The sequence below is a fragment of the Arthrobacter sp. J156 genome (assembly GCF_056172865.1).
In genome coordinates this window covers 1,622,470-1,642,285 of record NZ_CM149650.1, presented here as the reverse complement: position 1 = coordinate 1,642,285, position 19,816 = coordinate 1,622,470, and the positions used below count along the sequence as shown (strand labels likewise).

Here is a 19,816-nt window from a genome sequence, read left to right as displayed (position 1 = left end):
CTTCGGGGTGGGAACCGGGCCCTGTCGCGTGGTGGCTCCGCCGGAGCGGGGCCTACTTCTTCTCGGGCGGGGCCTCCGGTCCCTGGCCAGCCTGCGCGGGCAGCCCGGCCGGGAGTCCGACGGCGGGCTCGGCGTTGGCGACGTCGGCCTTGGTCCGGCGTGGACCGCGCGCGCTGAGCCGGCGGGAGACGAACTCCGCGAGCTTGGACAGGGAGTAGTTGATGACGATGAAGATCGCGGCGACCACGAGCAGCGCCTGCAGCACGTTGGCGTTCGGCGAGGAGTAGGTCCGGCCGTAGAACAGCAACTCGTTGAAGCTGATGATGTAGCCGAGGGCCGAGTCCTTCAGGATCACCACGAACTGGCCGATGAGGGCCGGCAGCATGGCGATCAGGGCCTGCGGGACCTCGACGAGGCGCAGCGACTGCTGCCGCGTCAGGCCGATCGCGATGCCGGCCTCCCGCTGTCCCTTGGGCAGGTTGTGGACGCCGGAGCGGATGAGCTCGGCGACGACGGAGCCGTTGTAGAACACGAGCGCCGCGACGACGGCCCACATCGCCGAGTTCTGGCTGATCTGCAGCGTACGGGCGATGAACACGTTGAAGAACACGATCATCAGCAGGACGGGAACGGCGCGGAAGAACTCGACGATGATCGAGCTGATCCAGTTGAAGACCTTGTTCTCGGAGAGCCGCCCGAGGCCGAAGACCAGGCCGAAGACGAGGGAGCCGACGATGGCGAGCCCCGCGGCCGTGAGCGTGTTGGCCAGGCCGGGAAGCAGGTAGTTGGTCCAGGTGGACCCTTCGAGGAAGCCGGTCCACTTGGCGGCCGTCATCTGGCCCTTGCCGGCGAGCCCGGCGATGATCCACCACAGCAACGCGGCGCTGCCGGCGATGCCGATGATGTTGATGATCATCGTGTTGCGCCGGGACTTGGGGCCCGGGGCGTCGAAGAGTACTGATGCGCTCATCGGGACACCGCCAGTTTCTTGGAGAGCCAGGTGGTCAACAGGCCGACCGGGATGACCAGGATCACGAACCCGATGGCGAAGGTGAGGAAGATCGGCAGGACGATGTCGCCGCGCGCCTCGATCATGCCGCGCATGACGGAGGACGTCTCGGTCGCCACGGAGCCGGCCGCGGCGACCGTGGAGTTCTTGATCAGGGCGATCAGGACGTTGCCGAGGGGGACGATCGCCCCGCGGAAGGCCTGCGGCAGGATCACGAGCCGCGCGGCCGGGAGGAACGCGAGCCCGATCGCACGGGCGGCCTCGGCCTGTCCGAGCGGGACCGTGTTCACGCCGGAGCGGATGGCCTCGCAGACGAACGCCGCGTGGTAGATCGCCAGGCCCATGACGGCCAGGCGGAAGAAGTTCTCCTGGAATCCGCCGCCCAGGTTCAGCCCGAGCTGGCCGTTGAGGGCCAGGACGCCGAACAGGATGATGATGGTCAGCGGCGTGTTCCGGATGAGGTTCACGTACGCCGTGCCGATCGCCTCGAAGCTGGGCACGGGGGAGATGCGCATGAGCGCGAGGAGGGTTCCGAGGACGAGGGCCCCGATGGCGGCCCAGAAGGTCAGCTGGATGTTGACCCAGAAGGCGCCCGGGATGTCGTAGTCGGTGAAGATGGAAAGGTAGTTCTCCACGGTCTTCCTCTGTCTAAGGGGCCGTCGGCGACGGGCCAGAACGGGAAGCGGGGGCCGGCGCCCCTGCCGCCCCGGGCGGCTGCCCGGGGCGGCAGGGACGGGGCCCGTGGTCCGCGGCGCCCGTCGTGGACGGGGCGCCGCGGACCGGCGGAATCAGGAGCAGGCGGCCGGGGTCGGCGGGTTGGTGTCCGCGTTCGGCTCGTAGCCGGTGCCTTCGGTGTTGGTCTGGAGGGCAGTCTCCCACGCACCGTCCTCGATCATCTTGGTGATGGCCTCGTTGATCGCCTCGCAGCGGTCCGAGCCCTTGGGCAGGCCCACGCCGTAGTTCTCCTCGGAGAACGGGGCACCGACGACCTTGAACTGGCCCTGGTAGGCCGGCTGCGCGGCCAGGCCGGCCAGGATGATGTCGTCGGTGGTGACGGCGTCGATCGTGCCGCCGGACATCTGGGTCACGCACTCGGCGTAGCCCGGGAGCTCCTGCAGGTTGGTGCCCTCGGCGTAGGTGTCCTTGACCTTCTGGGCCGACGTCGAACCGGTCACGGAGCAGAGGTTGCGCTCGTTGAGGTCCTCGGGTCCGGTGATGTCGCTGTCGTTGGCCACCAGGAGATCCTGGCCGGCGACGAAGTACGGTCCCGCGAAGTCGACGACCTCCTTGCGGGAATCGGTGATGGAGTAGGTCGCGAAGATCATGTCGACCTGGTTGTTCTGCAGCATGGTCTCGCGGTTGGCGGACGGGGCGGAGACCCATTCGATCTGGTTCTCCGAGTAGCCCAGCTCCTGGGCCACGAACTTGGCGACGTCGACGTCGAAGCCCGTGTAGTTCTCGCCGTCCTTGAAGCCGAGGCCCGGCTGGTCGAACTTGATGCCGATCCGGATGCTGTCGCCGTCGCCGTCCCCACCGCCGGTTCCGCCGCCTCCACAGGCGGACAGGGTGAGTGCGGTGGCTGCCGCGGCGGCAGCGAGCGCGATGCGGGTCTTGCGCATGGTGTTCTCCTTGTTGTCTGGCCGGCGTGCTTGTGGGGCCGGCCGCGAGTGGAAGTGGTGTCCTAGTGGGTGATCAGCTTGCCGAGGAAGTCCTTCGCCCGGTCGCTCTGCGGGTTGGTGAAGAACTCGTGCGGCGCGGCCTGCTCGACGATCTGGCCGTCGGCCATGAAGACGACGCGGTCCGCCGCCTTGCGGGCGAAGCCCATCTCGTGGGTCACGACGATCATGGTCATGCCCTCCTTGGCGAGCTGCACCATGGTGTCAAGGACCTCCTGGATCATCTCGGGGTCCAGTGCCGAGGTGGGCTCGTCGAAGAGCATCACCTTGGGCTTCATGGCGAGGGCCCGGGCGATCGCGACGCGCTGCTGCTGCCCGCCCGAGAGCTGTGCCGGCAGCTTGTCCTTCTGGTTGGCGACGCCGACGCGCTCCAGGAGCGACAGGGCGAGCTTGTCGGCCTCGGCCTTCTTCATGCCCTTGACCTTGAGGGGGCCGAGCGTGACGTTCTCGAGGATCGACTTGTGCGCGAAGAGGTTGAAGGACTGGAAGACCATTCCGACGTCGGCACGCAGCTTGGCGAGCGCCTTGCCCTCCTCGGGCAGCTTCTCGCCGTCGATGTAGATGGCGCCGTCGTCGATCGTCTCCAACCGGTTGATGGCGCGGCACAGGGTCGACTTGCCCGAGCCCGAGGGGCCGAGGACGACGACGACCTCGCCCTTGGTGACCTCCAGGTTGATGTCCTGGAGGACGTGTAGGGGTCCGTAGTGCTTGTTGACCTTGTCCAGCCTGACGATCGGGGATCCGGCGCTTGCGGCGGAGGCCGCCTGGGGATCAGTGCTCATGGAAAGACCCTAGCGGACGTTGCCCACGTCACAAGGCCATGGGGGAGTGATCTTTCAGGAATCTTTATGATGTTGAAACCGCGCGCCCGCGCGGGCGGGTTCCGGCCACACCCGCGGACGCTAGGCTGGGGGCATGCCGAGCAGCGACGCCCCGGGGCGCCCCTTCGAACAGTTGCCAGATCCCGCCCGCAGGAAGGGATCCGTCGTCCTGCGGCGGAAACAGGCGCTGATTCCGCAGGCCGACCAGTACCTGCTGGACTCCAACGAGGGCATCGACTTCACGCACACCGACCCGTGGCGCGTCCTGCGCATCCAGAGCGAGTTCGTCGAGGGCTTCGGGACGCTGTCCGAGCTCGGCCGGGCCGTGAGCGTCTTCGGTTCCGCCCGCACTCCGCGCGGCTCGGACCGGTACACGCAGGCCGAGCTGATCGGCCGGCGCCTCGCCGAGGCCGGCTACGCCGTCATCACCGGGGGAGGCCCGGGGGCCATGGAGGCCGCGAACAAGGGCGCCGTCGAGGCCGAGGGCACCTCGGTCGGGCTCGGAATCGAGCTGCCGTTCGAGACGGGCCTGAACGAGTGGGTCGACCTCGGGATCAACTTCCGCTACTTCTTCGCCCGCAAGACGATGTTCGTCAAGTACTCCCAGGGGTTCATCGTGCTCCCCGGCGGATTCGGGACCATGGACGAGCTCTTCGAGGCCCTCACGCTCGTGCAGACCGAGAAGGTCACGAGCTTCCCGATCGTCCTCGTGGGCACCGCCTACTGGGGTCCGCTCATCGACTGGCTCCGCGGCACCGTCGCGGCCGAGGGCGCCATCTCGCCCGGCGACCTGGACCTGATCCAGCTCACCGACGACCCGGAGGAGGCCGTGCGGATCGCGGTCTCCCACGTCGGCCGGAAGCCGCGCTAGGGGCGGGGATGGTCTACGCGCTCCTGCTCTTCATCGCGATCGCGCTCCTCGGCGCGGCCGCCCTCTTCGCCTCGGGCCGCTTCCGCCGCTCCGTCGAGGGCACGCACGCGGCCGCGTCGAACGACGGCGGCCTCCTGGGCCTCGTCGAACCGGTGGCCACGCTGCCGCCCGTCCTGCTGCCCGCCCGGCCCGGACCGGACGACGTCGAGCGCCTGCGCCTCGCCGTCGGGCTGCGCGGCTACCGCTGCGACCAGGTGGACGAGGTCCTGGGGGAGCTCGGGGCGGAGATCGGGCGCCTGAACGACGAGCTCGACGCGCTCCGGAAGGGCCTGTGATTAGCGCCACGCGCCAAACTGGAGAATAATATGAAATGCAGGTTGAAAAGACATGCCCCGTCCGGGGGCCGTCGGTTCGACGTTCGATCCGCGGGGCCGGGGGGTTCCGCGACATCTAGGAAGGAAGACAGCGCCAATGGCTGCGATGAAACCGCGTACCGGGGATGGACCCATGGAGGTCACCAAGGAGGGCCGTAGCCTCATCATGCGTGTTCCGATCGACGGCGGCGGACGCCTGGTCGTCGAGCTCAATGCCGACGAGGCCGCCGAGCTGAAGGAATGCCTGGTCGGCGTGACCAACTAGACCCCTGGGGGACGCGACGTCCCGCAGGCACCGATGCCACGGGCCCGGCGGCAGCAGCCGCCGGGCCCTTTCGCGTCCTCTGCTCAGCGGTCCTTGACCGCGATCAGCAGGCCCGTCCCCGTCGGGACCGTCGCGGTGGAGAGGTCCTCGCGCTCGCGCAGCAGGCGGGCGGCCTGGCGGGCCGCGACCGTGCCGGCCTGGCGGACGGCCGGCTGCGGGACGCGGTCCTCGTCGAGGGCGTCATTGACGAGCAGCATCCCGCCGCGGCGCAGGAGCCGCACGCCGTGCTCCACGTAGTCGACGAGGTGCGTCTTGTCCGCGTCGATGAACACCAGGTCGTAGGCGCCGTCCGTCAGGCGCGGGAGGACGTCGCGGGCCCGTCCGCAGATCGTGCGCGTCCGGTTGGCGGCGATGCCGGCCTCCTGGAACGCCTCCCGTGCGGCGTTGAGGTGGTCCACGTCGATGTCGATCGTGGTGAAGACGGACTGGGTGGACAGGCCGCGCAACAGGCTCACGCCGGAGACTCCGACTCCCGAGCCGATCTCGACGGCCGTCCGGGCGCCCGAGGCCGCCGCGAGGACGCGCAGGAGCGCGGCGGTGCCGGAGCCGACGGGGGAGACGCCCAGCTCGTGGCCCCGGTCGCGGGCGCGCATGAGGACCTCGTCCTCCACGGACAGGGCCTCCGTGTAGGACCAGCTGCTCTGCTTGTCGGCGCTCATGCTGTGGTGTTCCTTTGCTCTGTCGGGGGTGCCCGGTCCGTCCTTCACGACCGGTACACCATCCTAGCCGGGGCGCCGGAACACCGGCCCGGGTCCGGTCGGTTCCCGGGCGGTCCGGCAGCCCGGTGGGGACCGCCGTGAACAGCCGACAGCGGACGCCCCGCGTGCGCCCAGCTTGCTCACAGGCTCGTCCTGAACAATGACTACGTGACCATTCAAGCTTCAGCTGCCGCCCACGATTCCGCCCCGGAGGCCCCCGCGGAGGGGGTGCCCGGCTGGGAGGAGATCGTCCAGGAGCACTCCGCCAAGGTCTACCGGCTCGCCTACCGCCTGACCGGGAACATGCACGACGCCGAGGACCTCACCCAGGAGACGTTCGTGAGGGTCTTCCGCTCCCTGCACAATTTCACGCCGGGGACCGTCGGCGGCTGGCTGCACCGGATCACCACCAACCTCTTCCTGGACCAGGCGCGGCGGCGCAGCCGCATCCGCTTCGATGCCCTCGGCGAGGACGCCGAGACCCGGCTGCCGGGCCGCGACCCGGGACCGGAGCGCAGCTTCGAGTTCAACAACCTCGACCTCGACGTCCAGGCGGCGCTCGACGCCCTGCCCGCGGATTTCCGCGCCGCCGTCGTCCTCTGTGACCTCGAGGGGCTCTCCTACGAGGAGGTGGCCTCCGTGCTCGGCGTGAAGCTGGGCACCGTGCGTTCGCGGATCCACCGCGGCCGCTCGCAGTTGCGGGAGAAGCTGGCCCACCGCGATCCGGCGCGCGGCGGTGCCCCCGGCCTGCAGCTTCCGACGATGGGGCGGGCCGTTTCGGAGGCACGCTGACCATGCATCGGCACGAACGCTGGATCGACTCCTACGTCGACGGTGAACTCGCCGGACGCCGGCTGGAGGACTTCGAGGCCCACGTGCGCGGCTGCGCAGACTGCCGGGTGCTCGTGGAGGACCGGCGCCGCCTCAAGCGCCGGCTCGGCCTGCTCGCCGCGTCCGGGAGGGCCGCACCCGCGCCGGACCCGGCCCTCATGGCCCGCCTCATGGCCGGGCCCACGGAGTCCGCGCCCACGGGTTCCGCGCCGGCCTGGCCGCTCGAGGCGGCCCCCCGGAGCGGTCCCCGGCGGATCGCCCTGCCCGCTCTCGCGTCCGTCGCGGCGCTGGCCCTCCTCGCGGGCGTCCTCGGTGCGGCGTGGCTCATCGGCGCACCCGGGGCCGCAAGCACCGCATCGGCAGCCGGTTCCCTCGCCTGGAGCTGGGACGGCGAGGAGGAAGTCCTGGACCGCGAGGAGATCGGCGCGCTGCGGGCCGCGGGATGGAACTGCCCGCACCTGGGCGGCACCACGTGGTCCCTGGCGCGGGCGAGCGGCTCGCGGAGCGCGGGAACGCCCCACATCACGCTCGAGTACGCGGGCCCCGGCGGGACGCTCACGGTGACGGAGCGCCGCAAGGCCGTCGCGCCGAGCGGAGCGGACGCCCTGCGCTTCGGCGCCGGGGTCGCCGCCCATGCCGGCAGCGCCGTCCCCGGGCCCGCCGACCCGTTCGGCTTCGCGGTGGAGGACACGACGGCACCCGCTGCCCCGACCGCGGCAGCGCAGGACCCCTCCGAAGCGCCCGCGGGCGGCGGGGACTCCGCGACCGCGACGGCGTGGACCGTCGTCGACTCCGGGGACGGATACGTCGTCTACCGAAGGGCCCCGGGGGAGACGGTGGTCGACATGGAGTCGGCCGTCTACTCCGTCCGGACGGAGGCCGCGGAGGGCGCCCGGGTCGGGGAGGTCGTGGACCGGATCGTGGTCACCGAGCATTCGCGCGTCGCCGCCCAGGCGGCCGCCGTGTCCGGGATGTGGGAGCGGATCGGCCGGGGCCTGGCGCGGCTCGTCGTGCTGGAGCCGCGCCAGTGACCGGACCCGCGCGACGCCGTGCGGCCCACGCCCGGGTGGCGAATACCGTGGCCGCCCCGGGAACGGGTAACCTCTAAGCGTGTTTGGAATCAATGGCGGCGAGTTCCTGGTGCTCGCGATCCTGGCCGTACTGGTCCTGGGTCCCGACAAGCTGCCGGTCTACGCCCAGCAGCTGGCGCGCCTCGTCAAGGAAGTCCGGCGCATGGCCACCGGCGCCAAGGAGCAGCTGCGCGAGGAAGTCGGCGACGACATCGCGGACATCGACTGGCGCAAGCTGGACCCCCGCCAATACGATCCGCGCAAGATCATCAAGGAAGCCCTGCTCGACGACTTCGACGACGCCCTGAGCGCCGCGAAGGACGAACCGGCCAAGGCGATCGAGGCGGCGCCCGCCCGTCCGGCCGCGCCGCAGCGCCCCGCGCAGATCCCGCTCGCCGCCGGCGAGGCCGCCCCGTTCGATTCCGAGGCGACCTAGCTCCGGGCGGCCTCCTCCGGCGCGTCCCCGCCGCGACCCTGCCGCGGTTCCGCGGTTCCGTGGCGCCGTGTGGCGCCCGGTCAGCGCGGCGTGACGCCGAGCGGCCGGCCGGCCAGGCCGCGGGGGCTCCGGGCCAGGGAGCGCGCGATCCGCCGCAGCTCCACCGCCGCCTCCGACTCCGGCTCGCCGAGCACGACGGGCAGGCCCGCGTCCCCGCCCTCGCGCAGCCGGGGATCGAGGGGCACCGAACCCAGCAATCCGACGTCGGTCCCCAGCCGCTCCGCGAGGCGCGCCGCCACGGCCGCCCCGCCGCCGCTGCCGAAGGGCTCCATCCGCGTGCCGTCGGGCAGGGTCAGCCAGGACATGTTCTCGACGACGCCGAGGACCTTCTGGCCCGTGGTCTCCGCGACGGCCCCCGCCCGCTCGGCGACCTCCGCGGCGGCCGATTGCGGCGTGGTCACCACGACGATCCCCGAGCCCGGCAGGAGCTGGGAGACGGAGATCGCGACGTCGCCCGTCCCCGGCGGCAGGTCCAGCAGCAGGACGTCGAGGTCGCCGAAGTGGACGTCCGTCAGGAACTGTTCGAGGGCCCGGTGCAGCATCGGACCCCGCCACACGACGGGCCGGTTGCCGTCCACGAACATGCCGATCGAGATGACCTTCACGGCGTGGGCGACGGGCGGCAGGATCAGCTCGTCGACGCGCGTGGGCTGGGTGTCGATCCCCATGAGGCCGGGGACGGAGAAGCCGTGCACGTCGGCGTCGACGACGCCCACGCGCAGCCCGTCGGCCGCCAGGGCGCAGGCCAGGTTCACGGTCACGCTCGACTTGCCGACCCCGCCCTTGCCGCTCGCGACGGCGATGATCCTCGTCAACGAGTCCGGGGCCGTGAACGGGATGGTGCGGGCCGCGAGGGAGGACTTCAGCTCGGCCCGCTGCTCCGGGGTCATCACCCCGAGCTCGATCTCGACCGAGGAGACACCGGGGACAGCGGAGGCCGCAGCCGTGACGTCCTGCTCGATCGTGCCGCGCAGGGGACAGCCGGCGATCGTCAGCAGCACGGCCACGCGCGCCGTTCCGTCGGAGCCGACCGTGGCCGAGGGGACCATGCCGAGCTCCGTGATGGGGCGGCGCAGCTCCGGGTCCTGGACGGCACCGAGCGCCTTCCACAGGGCCTCGTCGGCGGCGGGCGTCCCCTCGCGCGTCACGGCTCCTGGCCGCCCTCGGTGCGCTGCACCTTGGGCAGCTGCGTCGTCGCGTCGGAGACCTTCTTCTTCTTGGGCGCCTTGCCGCGCAGGCGGATGTCCTCGCCGTCGTTCGCCTCGAGGAGGTCCTCCAACGCCGAGCGGAGCTCGCTGCGGACGTAGTCGCGCGTGGCGACGTCGCGCAGGGCGATCCGCAGGGCGGCCAGCTCGCGCGTCAGGTACTCCGTGTCGTGCAGGTTGCGCTCGGAGCGGTTGCGGTCCTCCGAGAGCGAGACCTTGTCGCGGTCGTCCTGGCGGTTCTGGGCCAGGAGCAGGAGCGGGGCGGCGTAGGAGGCCTGCAGGGAGAGCATGAGCGTCAGCGCGGTGAAACCCAACGCGGCGGAGTCGAAGCGCCAGTCCTGGGGCGCCCACGTGTTCCAGACGAGCCAGAACACGCAGAAGATCGTCATGTAGAGCAGGAACTGCGGCGTTCCCATAAAGCGGGCGAAGCCCTCCGTGGCCTTGCCGAACGCGTCGGGGTTCGGCGAGAGCCGCGGGAAGAAGCGGGCGCGCGCCGCCAGCGGGGTGTCCAGCCCGGTGCCCGGGGGCGTGTTCTTCTCAGCCATGCGTCGCGGCTCCCTTCACGTCGGTGGAATCGTCGTCCCGGGTGCGCCAGTCCTCCGGCAGCAGGTGGTCCAGCACGTCGTCGACCGTCGCCGCGCCGACGAGCCGGCCGTCCGCGTTGACGACGGGCATCGAGGTCAGGTTGTAGGTGGCCAGGGTCCGGGCGACCTCGGAGACGTCGGCGAGGTCCAGGACCGGCTCGAGGTCCGTGTCGACGATGCTGCCGAGCTGCTCCGGCGGCGGGCAGCGCAGGAGGGCCTGGATGTGCACGACGCCGAGGTAGCGCCCCGTGGGTGTCTCGAGCGGCGGGCGGCACACGTAGACCGCCGAGGCGAGCGAGGGGCTGAGCTCCTCGCGGCGCACGTACGCGAGCGCCTCCGCGACCGTCGCCTCGGGCGGGAGGATCACGGGCACGGGCGTCATGAGCGAACCCGCCGTGTTCTCCTCGTACTCCAGGAGGCGGCGCACGTCCTTGGCCTCCTCGGGCTCCATGAGCTGCAGGAGGGCCTCCTTCTGCTCCTCGGCGAGCTCGTTGAGCAGGTCGGCCGCGTCGTCCGGGTCCATCTCCTCGAGGACGTCGGCGGCGCGCTCCATGTCGAGGGCCGAGAGGATCTGCACCTGTTCGTCGTCGGGGAGCTCCTGCAGGACGTCGGCCAGGCGGTCGTCCTGCAGCTCCGAGGCGACCTCGAGGCGGCGCTTGTCGCTCATCTCGTGCAGCGCCTCGGCGAAGTCGGCGGGCTTGAGCTCGTCGTGCGCGGCCACGAACTGGGTCGCGGCCTGCGGCTCCTCGAGGTCGCCATGGACGACCTCCGCGCACGGCACCAGGAGGCGCTCGCCCCGGGAGAGCCGGCGCAGCGCCCGGAAGCCCGTGCCGGCATCGCCGCGGCGGACATAGTAGTCGGAGACGAGCCAGTCGCCGTTGCGCTGGCGCTCCAGACCGATGTCCTCGACCACCGCGTTGCCGCTGCCGTCCTTGAAGACGACCTTGCGGTCGAACAGCTCCGCGGCGGCGAGCCGCTCGGCGCCGCGCTGCTGGAAGCGGCGCAGGTTCACGAGCCCCGAGCAGATGATCTGGCTCGATTCAATGGCCTGGACACGCGTCATCGGCACGAAGACCCGGCGTTTGCCGGGCACCTCGATGACGAGGCCCACGCATTGGGCGGGCTTGGCGGCGCCGCGGTCGAACACGACGACGTCCCGCAGCCGGCCCAGGCGGTCGCCGAGGGGGTCGAAGACGTCGAGGCCGAGCAGGCGGGCGATGAAGACCTTGTTCATGGAGCTGCTCACCCTCCAAGGCTACTGCCTGCCCGACGGGGCGGCGTCCCGCGTCGCCGGGCGGTTCACCAGCAGCGATATGGCGGGCGCGCGGGGCCCGGGCAGGGCAGAATGGGGACATGCCTTACGCTTTTGGTGCCACAGGATCCGACCCCGCCGGACTCGGCCTGCCCCGGGGCGAGGTCCTGGGCCGCTACGAGTCCTACCTCGACGCGCAGAAGGTGGTGGACTACCTCGCCGACAACGACTTCCCCGTCGCGAACGTCAGCATCGTCGGCAACGACCTGAAGATGGTCGAGCGTGTCACGGGCAAGCTCAGCTACCCCCGCGTGGCGCTCGCCGGGGCGGCGCAGGGCGCCATGTTCGGCATGTTCGTCGGCCTGCTCCTGAGCCTCTTCACCCCGGCGGGCGGGATCGTGCAGATCCTTTCCTCCGTGGGCCTCGGCATGGCGATCTGGATGGTCGTCGGCGTGCTCAGCTACTCCTTCCGCCGCGGCAAGCGGGACTTCGCCTCGAGCAACCAGGTGCTCGCCGGCTACTACGACGTCGTCGTCGCGTTCGAGCACGCCGCCGCCGCGCGTCGGCTGGCCGAAAAGCTTCCCATGAGCCGCGGCAGCGTCCCGCGCTCCGCCCCGGCGTGGGCGCCTGCGCAGCAGCCCGCTCCGCCGGCCCCTGCCGCGCCCGGCGCCGAACCGGCCCCGGGAGCCCCCCAGCCGGCACCGGCCCCGCGCAGCGGCTACGCCGACCTGCCCGACGGCCGCCCGCAGTTCGGTGTCCGGATCGACCCGGCCGCGGGCCCGGTCGATGCCGGCCGCTCGGATGCGGGCGGGTCCGCCGAGGACGGCAACGGGCCCGACGCCGGACCCGCCGCGGACAACGCCCCGGCCGGGTCCGGGCACGAGCCCGGGAGCCGGTCCCGCGGCGACGGCTGACCTGGACCATGACGAACGACGCCGGTGCCTCCCGAAGGAGGCACCGGCGTCGTCCTGCGTGGAACGGGAGGCTAGATCCCGCGGGCCGCGTAGATCCCGGCCATCCAGGACTCGACCTCCTCGGGCGTGCGCGGCAACGCGGCGCTGAGGTTCTCGCAGCCGTCGGCCGTGACGAGGACGTCGTCCTCGAGCCGCACGCCGATGCCCCGGTACTCCTCGGGCACGGAGAGGTCCTCGGCCTTGAAGTACAGGCCCGGCTCGATCGTGAAGACCATGCCCTCCTCGAGGATGCCGTCGAGGTAGAGCTCGCGCTTGGCCTGCGCGCAGTCGTGCACATCCAGGCCCAGGTGGTGGCTCGTCCCGTGCGGCATCCAGCGGCGGTGGTGCTGGCCCTCGGGGGAGAGCGCGACCTCGAGCGGCACGGGCAGCAGCCCCCACGCGTCGAGGCGCTCCGCCAGGACCGCGACGGCGGCCTCGTGGAGCTCGCGGAAGCGGCGCCCCGGGCGGGCGACGGCGAAGGCGGCGTCCGCGGCGTCGACGACCGCCTGGTAGACCTTCCGCTGCACGTCCGAGTAGCGGCCGTTGACCGGCAGGGTGCGCGTGATGTCGGCGGTGTAGAGGGAATCGGCCTCCACGCCGGCGTCGAGCAGCAGGAGCTCGCCCGTGTTGACCTGGCCGTTGTTGCGGATCCAGTGCAGCACGGTGGCGTTGTTCCCGGACGCCGCGATCGTGTCGTAGCCGAGGTCGTTGCCCTCCTCGCGGGCCCGGGCGAAGAACGCGCCCTCGACGACGCGCTCGCCGCGCTTGTGCTCGATGGCGCGCGGGAGCGCCTCCACGACGTCGTGGAAGCCGTTGATGGTCGCCTCGACGGCGGCCCGCATCTGCTCCACCTCCCACTCGTCCTTGACGAGGCGCAGCTCGGAGAGGGCCTCGCTCAGCCCGGCGTCGAGCGCGTCGGAGGCCTCGAGGTCGATCCCCGTGTTGATGCGGGAGGTGTCCACGAGCGCGTCGACCGTCTGGTCGACTTCGCGGAGCAGGCGGATCCGGATCCCGTTGAACTCGACGGGGCCCGCGTCCACCGTGATGGCGTCCTCGAGCTCGGCGTCCATGTGGGCCGTGGGCAGGGCGAGACGGGCGGAGAGCTCCTCGAGCGTCGGCCGCGGGCCGATCCAGAACTCCCCGGAACGGGCGTTGGAGTAGAACTCCTCGGAGTCGCGTCCGGCCATGGGACGGAAGTACAGGGTGGCGCGGTGGTTCCCGCCGTCGTCGCCCGTGCCCTCGGCGACGGGTTCGAACACGAGCACGGCGTCGGGCTCGTGGTCCAGGCCCAGGCCGGTCAGGTGCGCGAAGCCCGAGTGCGGGCGGAAACGGTAGTCGGTGTCGTTCGAGCGCACCTTGAGCGGCCCTGCGGGAACCACGAGGCGCTCGCCGGGAAAGCGCAGGGAGAGCGCGTGGCGGCGGCGCGCCGCGTAGGGGGCGACGGCATCGGGGCCCGTGGGAGCGGGCGCGGCGGGCGCCCACTTCCCGGCCATGAACTTCTTGAACGCTTCGGAGCTCGGGCGCTGGGAACGGTTGTTCACGCGGTCCTCGAGGGGCTGGTCGCTGCCGGGGGTGTCGTTGGCTTCAGTCATCACCGGACCATCGTCTCAAAGGCCCGCCCATCCACCAAGGCGGCAGAGAGGGGCCGCGGGCGCCGCGGTGCGGGGAGGACGACGCCGGGGCCGCGCCGGCCCGCCCCGGCCCGCCGGGGACGGGACTAGGCTTGATCCATGCTCATCGACCTGCACGCCCACTCGACGGTCTCCGACGGGACCGAGCGGCCCGCCGACGTCGTCGCGGCCGCGGCGGCGGCCGGTCTCGGGGCCGTGGCGCTCACGGACCACGACCAGACGAGCGGCTGGGCGGAGGCCGCCGAGGCGGCCCGGCGGCACGGAATCGGCCTGGTTCCCGGCATGGAGGTCTCCTGCAAGACGAGGCGGGGGATCAGCGTGCACCTGCTCAGCTACCTCCACGACCCCGCGCACCCGGGCCTGCTCGAGGAGATCAACAAGGCCCGCGAGGCGCGCGTGCACCGCGCCCGGAGGATGGTCGAGCTGCTCAGCGAGGACTTCCCGATCGACTGGGACATGGTCAACAGCCACTCGGCCCCGGGGGCGACGATCGGCCGGCCGCACATCGCCGACGCCCTTGTCGCGGCGGGGGTGGCCGGGGACCGCAGCGAGGCGTTCTCGACCGTGCTGACCTCGCACTCCCGCTACTACGTGGGCCACTACGCCGTCGACCCCGTCGACGCCGTGCGGCTCGTCCGCGAGGCCGGGGGAGTGCCCGTCTTCGCCCACGCCGTGGCCTCCGGCCGGGGCCGCGTCGTGGGGGAGGACGTCTTCGCCGCGATGATCGACGCCGGGCTGCTCGGCCTCGAGGTCGAGCACCGGGACAATCCCGCCGAGGGGCGCGCCTTCCTGCGGGCCCTCGCCGCCGAACACGGGCTCATCACGACCGGATCGAGCGACTACCACGGCACCGGCAAGCCGAACCGCCTCGGCGAGAACACGACCGATCCGGCCATGCTGGAACGGATCCTGGCCGCGGGAACCGGCACGTCCGCCGTCGGGCTGGGGTAGGACACCGGACGAAAGGTGCTACCATCAAGGAATCCGGTGGTTGCCTGACGCAATGATTCGTCGAGCGGATCGCTCCGAACCGCGGCAGGCCGCACCGGCGTCCACAGCGGGCTGCCAGCAGCCCCTGCCCGACGCGGAGAAGCCCCACCGCCAGTGGGTGCGCCGCGGTGTGCCGCGCCCTGCGCGGCCCGGATGGCCCGGCACCCGTGCCGGGTGGACGGCGCGCCAGGTAATCGTCCCGCACCGGACAGTGCCGCCCCGACGGGCGGCGAGCCAATGGAGCCGAATCCCGGCCGGCGCGCGCCGAGGGGAGCCGCGTCCGGTGGCCGTTCCCCGGACAAGGAGGAACATGGCTCCGGACGGAACCGGGCAGGCGGCGCTGATGCCCGACTGGATCATCATCGCGCTCATGGTGGCTTTCTACGGCGGCACCTTCGCGATGTCGCTGTTCATCGGCAAGAAGAAGGAGAACGCCGACGGCTACATGACCGCCGGCAACAAGATCGGCTTCGGGATCTCCGCGGCATCGATGACGGCCACGTGGATCTGGGCCGCGTCGATGTACGCCTCGGCGACCTCGGGCTACACCTACGGCATCTCCGGCCCCATCCACTACGGGCTCTGGGGCGCCCTGATGATCCTGTTCATCTACCCCTTCGGCAAGCGCATCCGCCAGGTCGCGCCGAAGGCCCACACCCTCGCCGAGGTGATGTACGCCCGGCACGGCCGCTCCTCGCAGCTGATGCTCGCCGGGTCCAACATCCTCGGCAGCGTCATCAGCCTGACGTCCAACCTCATCGCCGGCGGCGCGCTCGTGGCGATGCTCTCCCCGTTCACCTTCCAGCAGGGCATCCTCGCGATCGCCGCCGGCGTGCTGCTCTACACGCTCTGGTCCGGCTTCCGCGCGTCCGTGCTGACGGACTTCGCGCAGGTCATGGCCATGCTCGGCGCCGTCGTCGTCATCATCCCCACGGTGTTCTTCGCCGCCGGGGGCACCGGGATGTTCACCCGGGGCGCCGCGAACCTGACCCCCGAGCAGGGCGACTTCTTCTCCTCCGAGGCGTTCATGAACCAGGGTGCCCCCTACATCGCGGCCGTACTGGCCTACGCGATCGGCAACCAGACCATCGCCCAGCGGCTCTTCGCCGTCCGCGAGGACCTCATCCGTCCCACGTTCGTCACCGCGACCGTCGGCTACGGGGCCACGATCATCGGGATCGGCATGCTCGGCGTCATGGCCCTGTACCTGGGGATCGAGCCGATGGGCGGGGACACCAACAACCTCATTCCGCAGATGGCCGCCACCTACCTCGGCCCCGTCATGCTGTGCCTCTTCTTCGTCATGGTCATCGGCGCGCTGTCCTCGACCGCCGACTCCGACCTCGCGGCGCTGTCCTCGATCGCCATGGCCGACTTCTACGGCCAGTCCAAGGGCAAGGGCAAGGCCGATCCGAAGACCATGCTGCTCGTGGGCCGGGCCACCATGGTCCTCGCCACGGGCGCTGCGCTGTACTTCGCGTCAGGGCAGCTGAACATCCTCGACCTGCTCGTCTTCGTGGGCGCGCTGTGGGGATGCCTCGTGTTCCCGGTCATCGCGAGCTTCTACTGGAAGAAGGTCACCAACGCGGCCTTCACCGTGGCCGTTCTCGCCGCGCTTGCCGCGTTCCTGCCCGTGCGCTTCTCCTGGCTGCCGCTCGACGGCGTGGCCGGCCTCGTCGTCGACGTCCTGGCGGTCATCGGCATCGGCGTGGTCATCGGCCTCATGTCCTTCGGCTTCTTCGGAGCCCGCGTGGCCCGCATCGCGGGGACGGCCGCCGCGCTGGCGGCCGCACCGTTCGCCGTCGGCGTCCTGCACGAGTACGCCGTGCTCAGCGCCTCCCTGCTCGCCTACGCCGTGTCCACGCTCGTCTGCTGGCTCATGTCCCGGCGGTCCTCGATGGAGTTCGACTTCGCCTCGATCCGCCGCACCGTCGGCGACTTCGACCCGGGGCCCCACGAGGCCGTCCCGTCCGCCACCGGCACCGCGAAGTAGGAAGGAGACCCCATGGAAGCGTTCTGGCTCACCGTCTACGTCCTGGTCTGGCCCGTCGTCGTGGCCGGCACCCTCGCCGTGATCGCGCGCGCGTTCTTCCGCGAATGGGCCGAGGCCCGGCGCAACGGCCGGGACCTCATCTAGGTCCGGCCCGCCCGCCGCGACGGCCGCCCGCGTCCCCGACGCGGGCGGCCGTCGTCGTCTGCCCCGTGGGGCCGGCCGTGCCTGGGCGGTGGAACGTCCGGTGCCACCTAGCGCCGGGCTACTGCGAGAACACTGTTCCGGCGGGCAGCCTGCGGCGCATGACCTCGAGGGCCTCCGCGTTGGCGTCCACGCACACGAACCGCCGGCCGAGCGCGTGGGCCGCGGCCGCCGTCGTCCCGGAACCCGCGAAGAAGTCCAGCACCCAGTCGCCCTCGCGGCTGCTCGCGGAGATGATCCGGCGCAGGATGCCCTCGGGCTTCTGCGTGGGGTAGCCCGTCTTCTCCCGGCCCGTTGGCGAGACGATCGTGTGCCACCAGACGTCGGTCGGCAGCTTGCCGCGGGCCGCCTTCTCGGCCGTGACGAGCCCGGGCGCCATGTAGGGCTCGCGGTCCACCGCCGCCGCGTCGAAGTGGTAGCGGTCCGGGTCCTTGACGTAGACGAGGATGTTGTCGTGCTTGGCCGGCCAGCGGCTCTTGGCGCGCGCTCCGTAGTCGTACGCCCAGATGATCTCGTTCAGGAAGCACTCGCGGCCGAAGACCGCGTCCAGCATGACCTTGGCGTAGTGCACCTCGCGGTAGTCCAGGTGCACGTAGAGCGTTCCGTCGTCGGCGAGGAGCCGCCAGGCCTCGCGCAACCGGGGCTCGAGGAACGCCCAGTAGTCATCGAACGCGTCGTCGTAGCTGCGCAGCTCGCCGCGCACGGTCGTGTAGCTGGCTCCCTTGAAGCCCACGCGGTCCCCGGCGCCGTCGGCCGCGCGGACCATCGTGGTGCGCTGGCGCGCCTGGCGGCGGCCCGTGTTGAACGGCGGGTCGACGTAGACCAGCGTGAACGCGCCGTCCGGCAGGGCCGGCAGGACCCCGGCGTTGTCGCCGTGGACCACGAGGTCCGGACCGTCGGGGCGCCATGCGCCGGCCCCGGCGACCCGCGGGCGGGACGCGGCCTCCGCGGGGAGCGGCGCCAGCGAGGCGTCAGCCGTCGTCGCCTCCCCTTCCCCCACGGGGGCGGCCCCGGTCCCCTCGAGGGAACCGGGGCCGCCGGCCGGGCGTGGTGCGCCCACGCGCTACTGTCCGTCCGTGCGCTCGACGACCTCGCCGTTGCGGCGGCGGGTCCGGGAGCGGCGCCGGCGCGGGGCCGTCGACGCGGCCTCGGTGCCCGCGTCCTCGGCGCGTTGACCCCGGCCCTCGCCGGTGGATTCCTTGTTGGGGCGGTCGGCCCGGCCGTGCGAATGGCCGTGGCGGCCCTCGCCGTCGGCGCCACCGCGCCCGCCGCGTCCGCGGCCCCGGGCACCGTCGCGCCCTCCGTCGCGGCCGGACTCCCGTCCGCCCCGTCCGCCGTCGCGTCCACCGCGGCCCGCGGGCTTCTTTCCGGTCTCGCCGAGGTCCTCGAGCCTCTCGCCCGACAGGCCCTCGAGCACGCGCTTGTTCCGCGGCAGGCGGCCCTTGGTCCCGGCCGGGATGTCCAGGTCGGTGAACAGGTGCGGCGAGGAGGAGTAGGTCTCCACGGGCTCGGCCTGGTCCAGTCCCAGGGCCTTGTTGATCAGGCCCCAGCGCGGGACGTCCTCCCAGTCCACGAACGTGATCGCGGTGCCCTTGTTGCCCGCGCGGCCCGTGCGGCCCACGCGGTGCAGATACGTCTTCTCGTCCTCGGGGCACTGCAGGTTGATGACGTGCGTGACGTCGTCGACGTCGATGCCGCGGGCGGCGACGTCCGTGGCGACGAGGACGTCGACCTTGTTGTTGCGGAAGGCGCGCAGCGCCTGCTCGCGGGCCCCCTGGCCGAGGTCGCCGTGGATGGAGCCGGCGGCGAAGCCGCGGTCGACGAGCTCCTCGCTCAGCTTCGCGGCGGAGCGCTTGGTCTTGGTGAAGATGATCGTGCGTCCGCGGCCCTCGGCCTGCAGGACGCGGGCGACGATCTCGTCCTTGTCCAGCTGGTGGGCGCGGTAGATGACCTGGCGGATGTCCTTCTTGGTGATGCCCTCGTCCTCCGGATCCGCGGCGCGGATGTGCGTGGGCTGGGACATGTAGCGGCGGGCCATCGAGATGACGGGGCCGGGCATCGTCGCCGAGAAGAGCATGGTCTGGCGGATCGCCGGGGTGGCGCCCAGGAGGGTCTCGACATCCGGGAGGAAGCCCAGGTCGAGCATCTCGTCGGCCTCGTCGAGGACCACGATCCGCACGTTCTTGAGGTTCAGGTGCTTCTGCCGGTACAGGTCGATGAGTCGGCCCGGCGTCCCGACGACGATCTCGACGCCGGCGGCGAGCTGCTCGATCTGCGGCTCGTAGGCGCGGCCGCCGTAGATCACGGCGATCCGCGCGTCACGCTGCGTCGACGCCTTCTCGAGGTCCGCGGCGACCTGCACGGCGAGCTCGCGGGTCGGGGCGACGATCAGGGCCTGCGGGGCGCCCGGCACGGGAAGCTGCGCGTAGCCGTCGTCCGTGGGGCCGACGACGCGCTGCAGGGCCGGGATGCCGAAGCCGAACGTCTTGCCCGTTCCCGTCTTGGCCTGCCCGATGATGTCGTGGCCGCCGAGGGCCACAGGCAGCGTCATCGCCTGGATGGGGAAGGGATGCAGGATCCCCGCGGAGGCCAGCGAGTCGACGATGTCCTGGCGGACGCCGAAGTCGGCGAAGGTCTGCTCGGGCAGCTCGTGCGGGGTCTCGTCGGTGGCGAGGCTGGTTTCGACGGTGATTTCCTCGGTGCCGGAATCGGCCGTCAGGTGCTGTTCAGGTGTCAATGACTTCTCATTCTTCTCGGCGCCGGTCCGGGCGTGCTCGACGCTCCTGCCTTGTCAGGCGGAACGGAGACCACCGCGTGCGCGGCGCATCCAGCGGAG

21 protein-coding genes are annotated in these 19,816 nt (G+C 71.6%); 10 read left to right on the top strand and 11 right to left on the bottom strand.

Annotation, left to right across the window (positions count from 1 at the left end; all coding sequences use genetic code 11):
* Window positions 1-52: 52 nt before the first annotated feature.
* From AC0QR5_RS07515 to AC0QR5_RS07500, 4 genes are all read right to left on the bottom strand, one after another.
* A complete protein-coding gene (locus AC0QR5_RS07515) occupies window positions 53-970 on the bottom strand; it encodes an amino acid ABC transporter permease (RefSeq protein ID WP_329860358.1) in 918 nt (305 codons plus the stop codon).
* Window positions 967-1,644: an amino acid ABC transporter permease gene (locus AC0QR5_RS07510; protein WP_329860356.1), complete on the bottom strand. Its 678-nt coding sequence runs from the start codon at window positions 1,642-1,644 to the stop codon at window positions 967-969. The genes AC0QR5_RS07515 and AC0QR5_RS07510 overlap by 4 nt, the downstream gene beginning before the upstream one ends.
* Window positions 1,645-1,797: 153 nt before the next feature.
* The gene (locus AC0QR5_RS07505) at window positions 1,798-2,628 is read right to left on the bottom strand and encodes a glutamate ABC transporter substrate-binding protein (protein WP_329860355.1); all 831 of its coding nucleotides are present in this window, start codon (window positions 2,626-2,628) and stop codon (window positions 1,798-1,800) included.
* A gap of 62 nt (window positions 2,629-2,690) precedes the next feature.
* A complete protein-coding gene (locus tag AC0QR5_RS07500; protein ID WP_430633210.1) occupies window positions 2,691-3,467 on the bottom strand; it encodes an amino acid ABC transporter ATP-binding protein in 777 nt (258 codons plus the stop codon).
* A 133-nt stretch (window positions 3,468-3,600) separates the two neighbouring features.
* On the opposite strand from AC0QR5_RS07500, the gene AC0QR5_RS07495 reads away from it, so the two are divergent.
* The 3 genes from AC0QR5_RS07495 (at window position 3,601) to AC0QR5_RS07485 (ending at window position 5,016) form a co-directional block, all read left to right on the top strand.
* Window positions 3,601-4,377: an LOG family protein gene (locus AC0QR5_RS07495; RefSeq protein WP_329860354.1), complete on the top strand. Its 777-nt coding sequence runs from the start codon at window positions 3,601-3,603 to the stop codon at window positions 4,375-4,377.
* Window positions 4,378-4,385: 8 nt separating this feature from the next.
* Complete coding sequence (locus AC0QR5_RS07490; RefSeq protein WP_329860352.1) at window positions 4,386-4,712, top strand: DivIVA domain-containing protein; 327 nt, start codon at window positions 4,386-4,388, stop codon at window positions 4,710-4,712.
* 136 nt (window positions 4,713-4,848) lie between these two features.
* Window positions 4,849-5,016, top strand: coding sequence for a DUF3117 domain-containing protein (locus tag AC0QR5_RS07485; protein WP_329860351.1), 168 nt, complete (start codon window positions 4,849-4,851; stop codon window positions 5,014-5,016).
* Window positions 5,017-5,099: 83 nt separating this feature from the next.
* On the opposite strand, the gene AC0QR5_RS07480 is transcribed toward AC0QR5_RS07485, so the two are convergent.
* Entirely contained in the window at window positions 5,100-5,735 is a 636-nt protein-coding gene (locus tag AC0QR5_RS07480; RefSeq protein WP_329860349.1) for an O-methyltransferase, read from the bottom strand.
* 213 nt (window positions 5,736-5,948) lie between these two features.
* On the opposite strand from AC0QR5_RS07480, the gene sigE reads away from it, so the two are divergent.
* The 3 genes from sigE to AC0QR5_RS07465 all read left to right on the top strand — a co-directional run bounded on the left by sigE (window position 5,949) and on the right by AC0QR5_RS07465 (window position 8,111).
* Window positions 5,949-6,566, top strand: a complete 618-nt coding sequence (sigE, locus tag AC0QR5_RS07475; protein ID WP_329860364.1) for an RNA polymerase sigma factor SigE — start codon at window positions 5,949-5,951, stop codon at window positions 6,564-6,566.
* 2 nt (window positions 6,567-6,568) lie between these two features.
* Window positions 6,569-7,636 carry a zf-HC2 domain-containing protein gene (locus AC0QR5_RS07470; protein WP_329860348.1) on the top strand — a complete coding sequence of 356 codons (1,068 nt, stop codon included), beginning with the start codon at window positions 6,569-6,571 and terminating at the stop codon, window positions 7,634-7,636.
* Window positions 7,637-7,715: 79 nt separating this feature from the next.
* Window positions 7,716-8,111 carry a sec-independent translocase gene (locus tag AC0QR5_RS07465; RefSeq protein WP_329860346.1) on the top strand — a complete coding sequence of 132 codons (396 nt, stop codon included), beginning with the start codon at window positions 7,716-7,718 and terminating at the stop codon, window positions 8,109-8,111.
* Window positions 8,112-8,191: 80 nt separating this feature from the next.
* Here AC0QR5_RS07465 and AC0QR5_RS07460 read toward each other — a convergent pair whose 3' ends face one another.
* The 3 genes from AC0QR5_RS07460 to AC0QR5_RS07450 are packed head-to-tail and all read right to left on the bottom strand — an operon-like array spanning window position 8,192 to window position 11,194.
* Entirely contained in the window at window positions 8,192-9,319 is a 1,128-nt protein-coding gene (locus tag AC0QR5_RS07460; protein WP_329860345.1) for an Mrp/NBP35 family ATP-binding protein, read from the bottom strand.
* A complete protein-coding gene (locus AC0QR5_RS07455; RefSeq protein WP_329860344.1) occupies window positions 9,316-9,921 on the bottom strand; it encodes a DUF1003 domain-containing protein in 606 nt (201 codons plus the stop codon). The genes AC0QR5_RS07460 and AC0QR5_RS07455 overlap by 4 nt, the downstream gene beginning before the upstream one ends.
* Entirely contained in the window at window positions 9,914-11,194 is a 1,281-nt protein-coding gene (locus tag AC0QR5_RS07450; RefSeq protein ID WP_430633246.1) for a magnesium transporter MgtE N-terminal domain-containing protein, read from the bottom strand. Before AC0QR5_RS07450 ends, AC0QR5_RS07455 begins: the two co-directional genes overlap by 8 nt.
* Before the next feature lie 119 nt (window positions 11,195-11,313).
* On the opposite strand from AC0QR5_RS07450, the gene AC0QR5_RS07445 reads away from it, so the two are divergent.
* Window positions 11,314-12,126, top strand: coding sequence for a YflT domain-containing protein (locus AC0QR5_RS07445; RefSeq protein ID WP_329860342.1), 813 nt, complete (start codon window positions 11,314-11,316; stop codon window positions 12,124-12,126).
* Between the two features lie 71 nt (window positions 12,127-12,197).
* Here the strand turns inward: AC0QR5_RS07445 and AC0QR5_RS07440 are convergent, their stop codons facing one another.
* Entirely contained in the window at window positions 12,198-13,757 is a 1,560-nt protein-coding gene (locus AC0QR5_RS07440; protein WP_329860341.1) for an aminopeptidase P family protein, read from the bottom strand.
* A gap of 138 nt (window positions 13,758-13,895) precedes the next feature.
* Here AC0QR5_RS07440 and AC0QR5_RS07435 point away from each other — a divergent pair, with 138 nt between their 5' ends.
* The 3 genes from AC0QR5_RS07435 to AC0QR5_RS07425 all read left to right on the top strand — a co-directional run bounded on the left by AC0QR5_RS07435 (window position 13,896) and on the right by AC0QR5_RS07425 (window position 16,923).
* Entirely contained in the window at window positions 13,896-14,747 is an 852-nt protein-coding gene (locus AC0QR5_RS07435) for a PHP domain-containing protein (RefSeq protein WP_329860340.1), read from the top strand.
* A 349-nt stretch (window positions 14,748-15,096) separates the two neighbouring features.
* Window positions 15,097-16,779: a sodium:solute symporter family protein gene (locus AC0QR5_RS07430; protein WP_329860339.1), complete on the top strand. Its 1,683-nt coding sequence runs from the start codon at window positions 15,097-15,099 to the stop codon at window positions 16,777-16,779.
* Window positions 16,780-16,791: 12 nt separating this feature from the next.
* A complete protein-coding gene (locus AC0QR5_RS07425) occupies window positions 16,792-16,923 on the top strand; it encodes a putative transporter small subunit (protein WP_329860338.1) in 132 nt (43 codons plus the stop codon).
* A 118-nt stretch (window positions 16,924-17,041) separates the two neighbouring features.
* Here the strand turns inward: AC0QR5_RS07425 and AC0QR5_RS07420 are convergent, their stop codons facing one another.
* On the bottom strand, window positions 17,042-17,944 hold the full coding sequence (locus tag AC0QR5_RS07420; protein WP_329860363.1) for a DNA-methyltransferase: 903 nt from the start codon (window positions 17,942-17,944) through the stop codon (window positions 17,042-17,044).
* A gap of 99 nt (window positions 17,945-18,043) precedes the next feature.
* A complete protein-coding gene (locus AC0QR5_RS07415) occupies window positions 18,044-19,717 on the bottom strand; it encodes a DEAD/DEAH box helicase (RefSeq protein WP_329860337.1) in 1,674 nt (557 codons plus the stop codon).
* Window positions 19,718-19,816: the final 99 nt, after the last annotated feature.

Excerpts from the sequence above, each read along its gene's own strand:
- AC0QR5_RS07430 (WP_329860339.1), top strand. The coding sequence starts at position 15,097 with ATGGCTCCGGACGGAACCGGGCAGGCGGCGCTGATGCCCGACTGGATC.
- AC0QR5_RS07425 (WP_329860338.1), top strand. The coding sequence starts at position 16,792 with ATGGAAGCGTTCTGGCTCACCGTCTACGTCCTGGTCTGGCCCGTCGTC.
- AC0QR5_RS07480 (WP_329860349.1), bottom strand. The coding sequence starts at position 5,735 with ATGAGCGCCGACAAGCAGAGCAGCTGGTCCTACACGGAGGCCCTGTCC.
- AC0QR5_RS07485 (WP_329860351.1), top strand. The coding sequence starts at position 4,849 with ATGGCTGCGATGAAACCGCGTACCGGGGATGGACCCATGGAGGTCACC.
- AC0QR5_RS07500 (WP_430633210.1), bottom strand. The coding sequence starts at position 3,467 with ATGAGCACTGATCCCCAGGCGGCCTCCGCCGCAAGCGCCGGATCCCCG.
- AC0QR5_RS07445 (WP_329860342.1), top strand. The coding sequence starts at position 11,314 with ATGCCTTACGCTTTTGGTGCCACAGGATCCGACCCCGCCGGACTCGGC.
- AC0QR5_RS07470 (WP_329860348.1), top strand. The coding sequence starts at position 6,569 with ATGCATCGGCACGAACGCTGGATCGACTCCTACGTCGACGGTGAACTC.
- AC0QR5_RS07455 (WP_329860344.1), bottom strand. The coding sequence starts at position 9,921 with ATGGCTGAGAAGAACACGCCCCCGGGCACCGGGCTGGACACCCCGCTG.
- AC0QR5_RS07490 (WP_329860352.1), top strand. The coding sequence starts at position 4,386 with ATGGTCTACGCGCTCCTGCTCTTCATCGCGATCGCGCTCCTCGGCGCG.
- AC0QR5_RS07440 (WP_329860341.1), bottom strand. The coding sequence starts at position 13,757 with ATGACTGAAGCCAACGACACCCCCGGCAGCGACCAGCCCCTCGAGGAC.
- AC0QR5_RS07515 (WP_329860358.1), bottom strand. The coding sequence starts at position 970 with ATGAGCGCATCAGTACTCTTCGACGCCCCGGGCCCCAAGTCCCGGCGC.
- AC0QR5_RS07450 (WP_430633246.1), bottom strand. The coding sequence starts at position 11,194 with ATGAACAAGGTCTTCATCGCCCGCCTGCTCGGCCTCGACGTCTTCGAC.
- AC0QR5_RS07435 (WP_329860340.1), top strand. The coding sequence starts at position 13,896 with ATGCTCATCGACCTGCACGCCCACTCGACGGTCTCCGACGGGACCGAG.
- AC0QR5_RS07505 (WP_329860355.1), bottom strand. The coding sequence starts at position 2,628 with ATGCGCAAGACCCGCATCGCGCTCGCTGCCGCCGCGGCAGCCACCGCA.
- AC0QR5_RS07495 (WP_329860354.1), top strand. The coding sequence starts at position 3,601 with ATGCCGAGCAGCGACGCCCCGGGGCGCCCCTTCGAACAGTTGCCAGAT.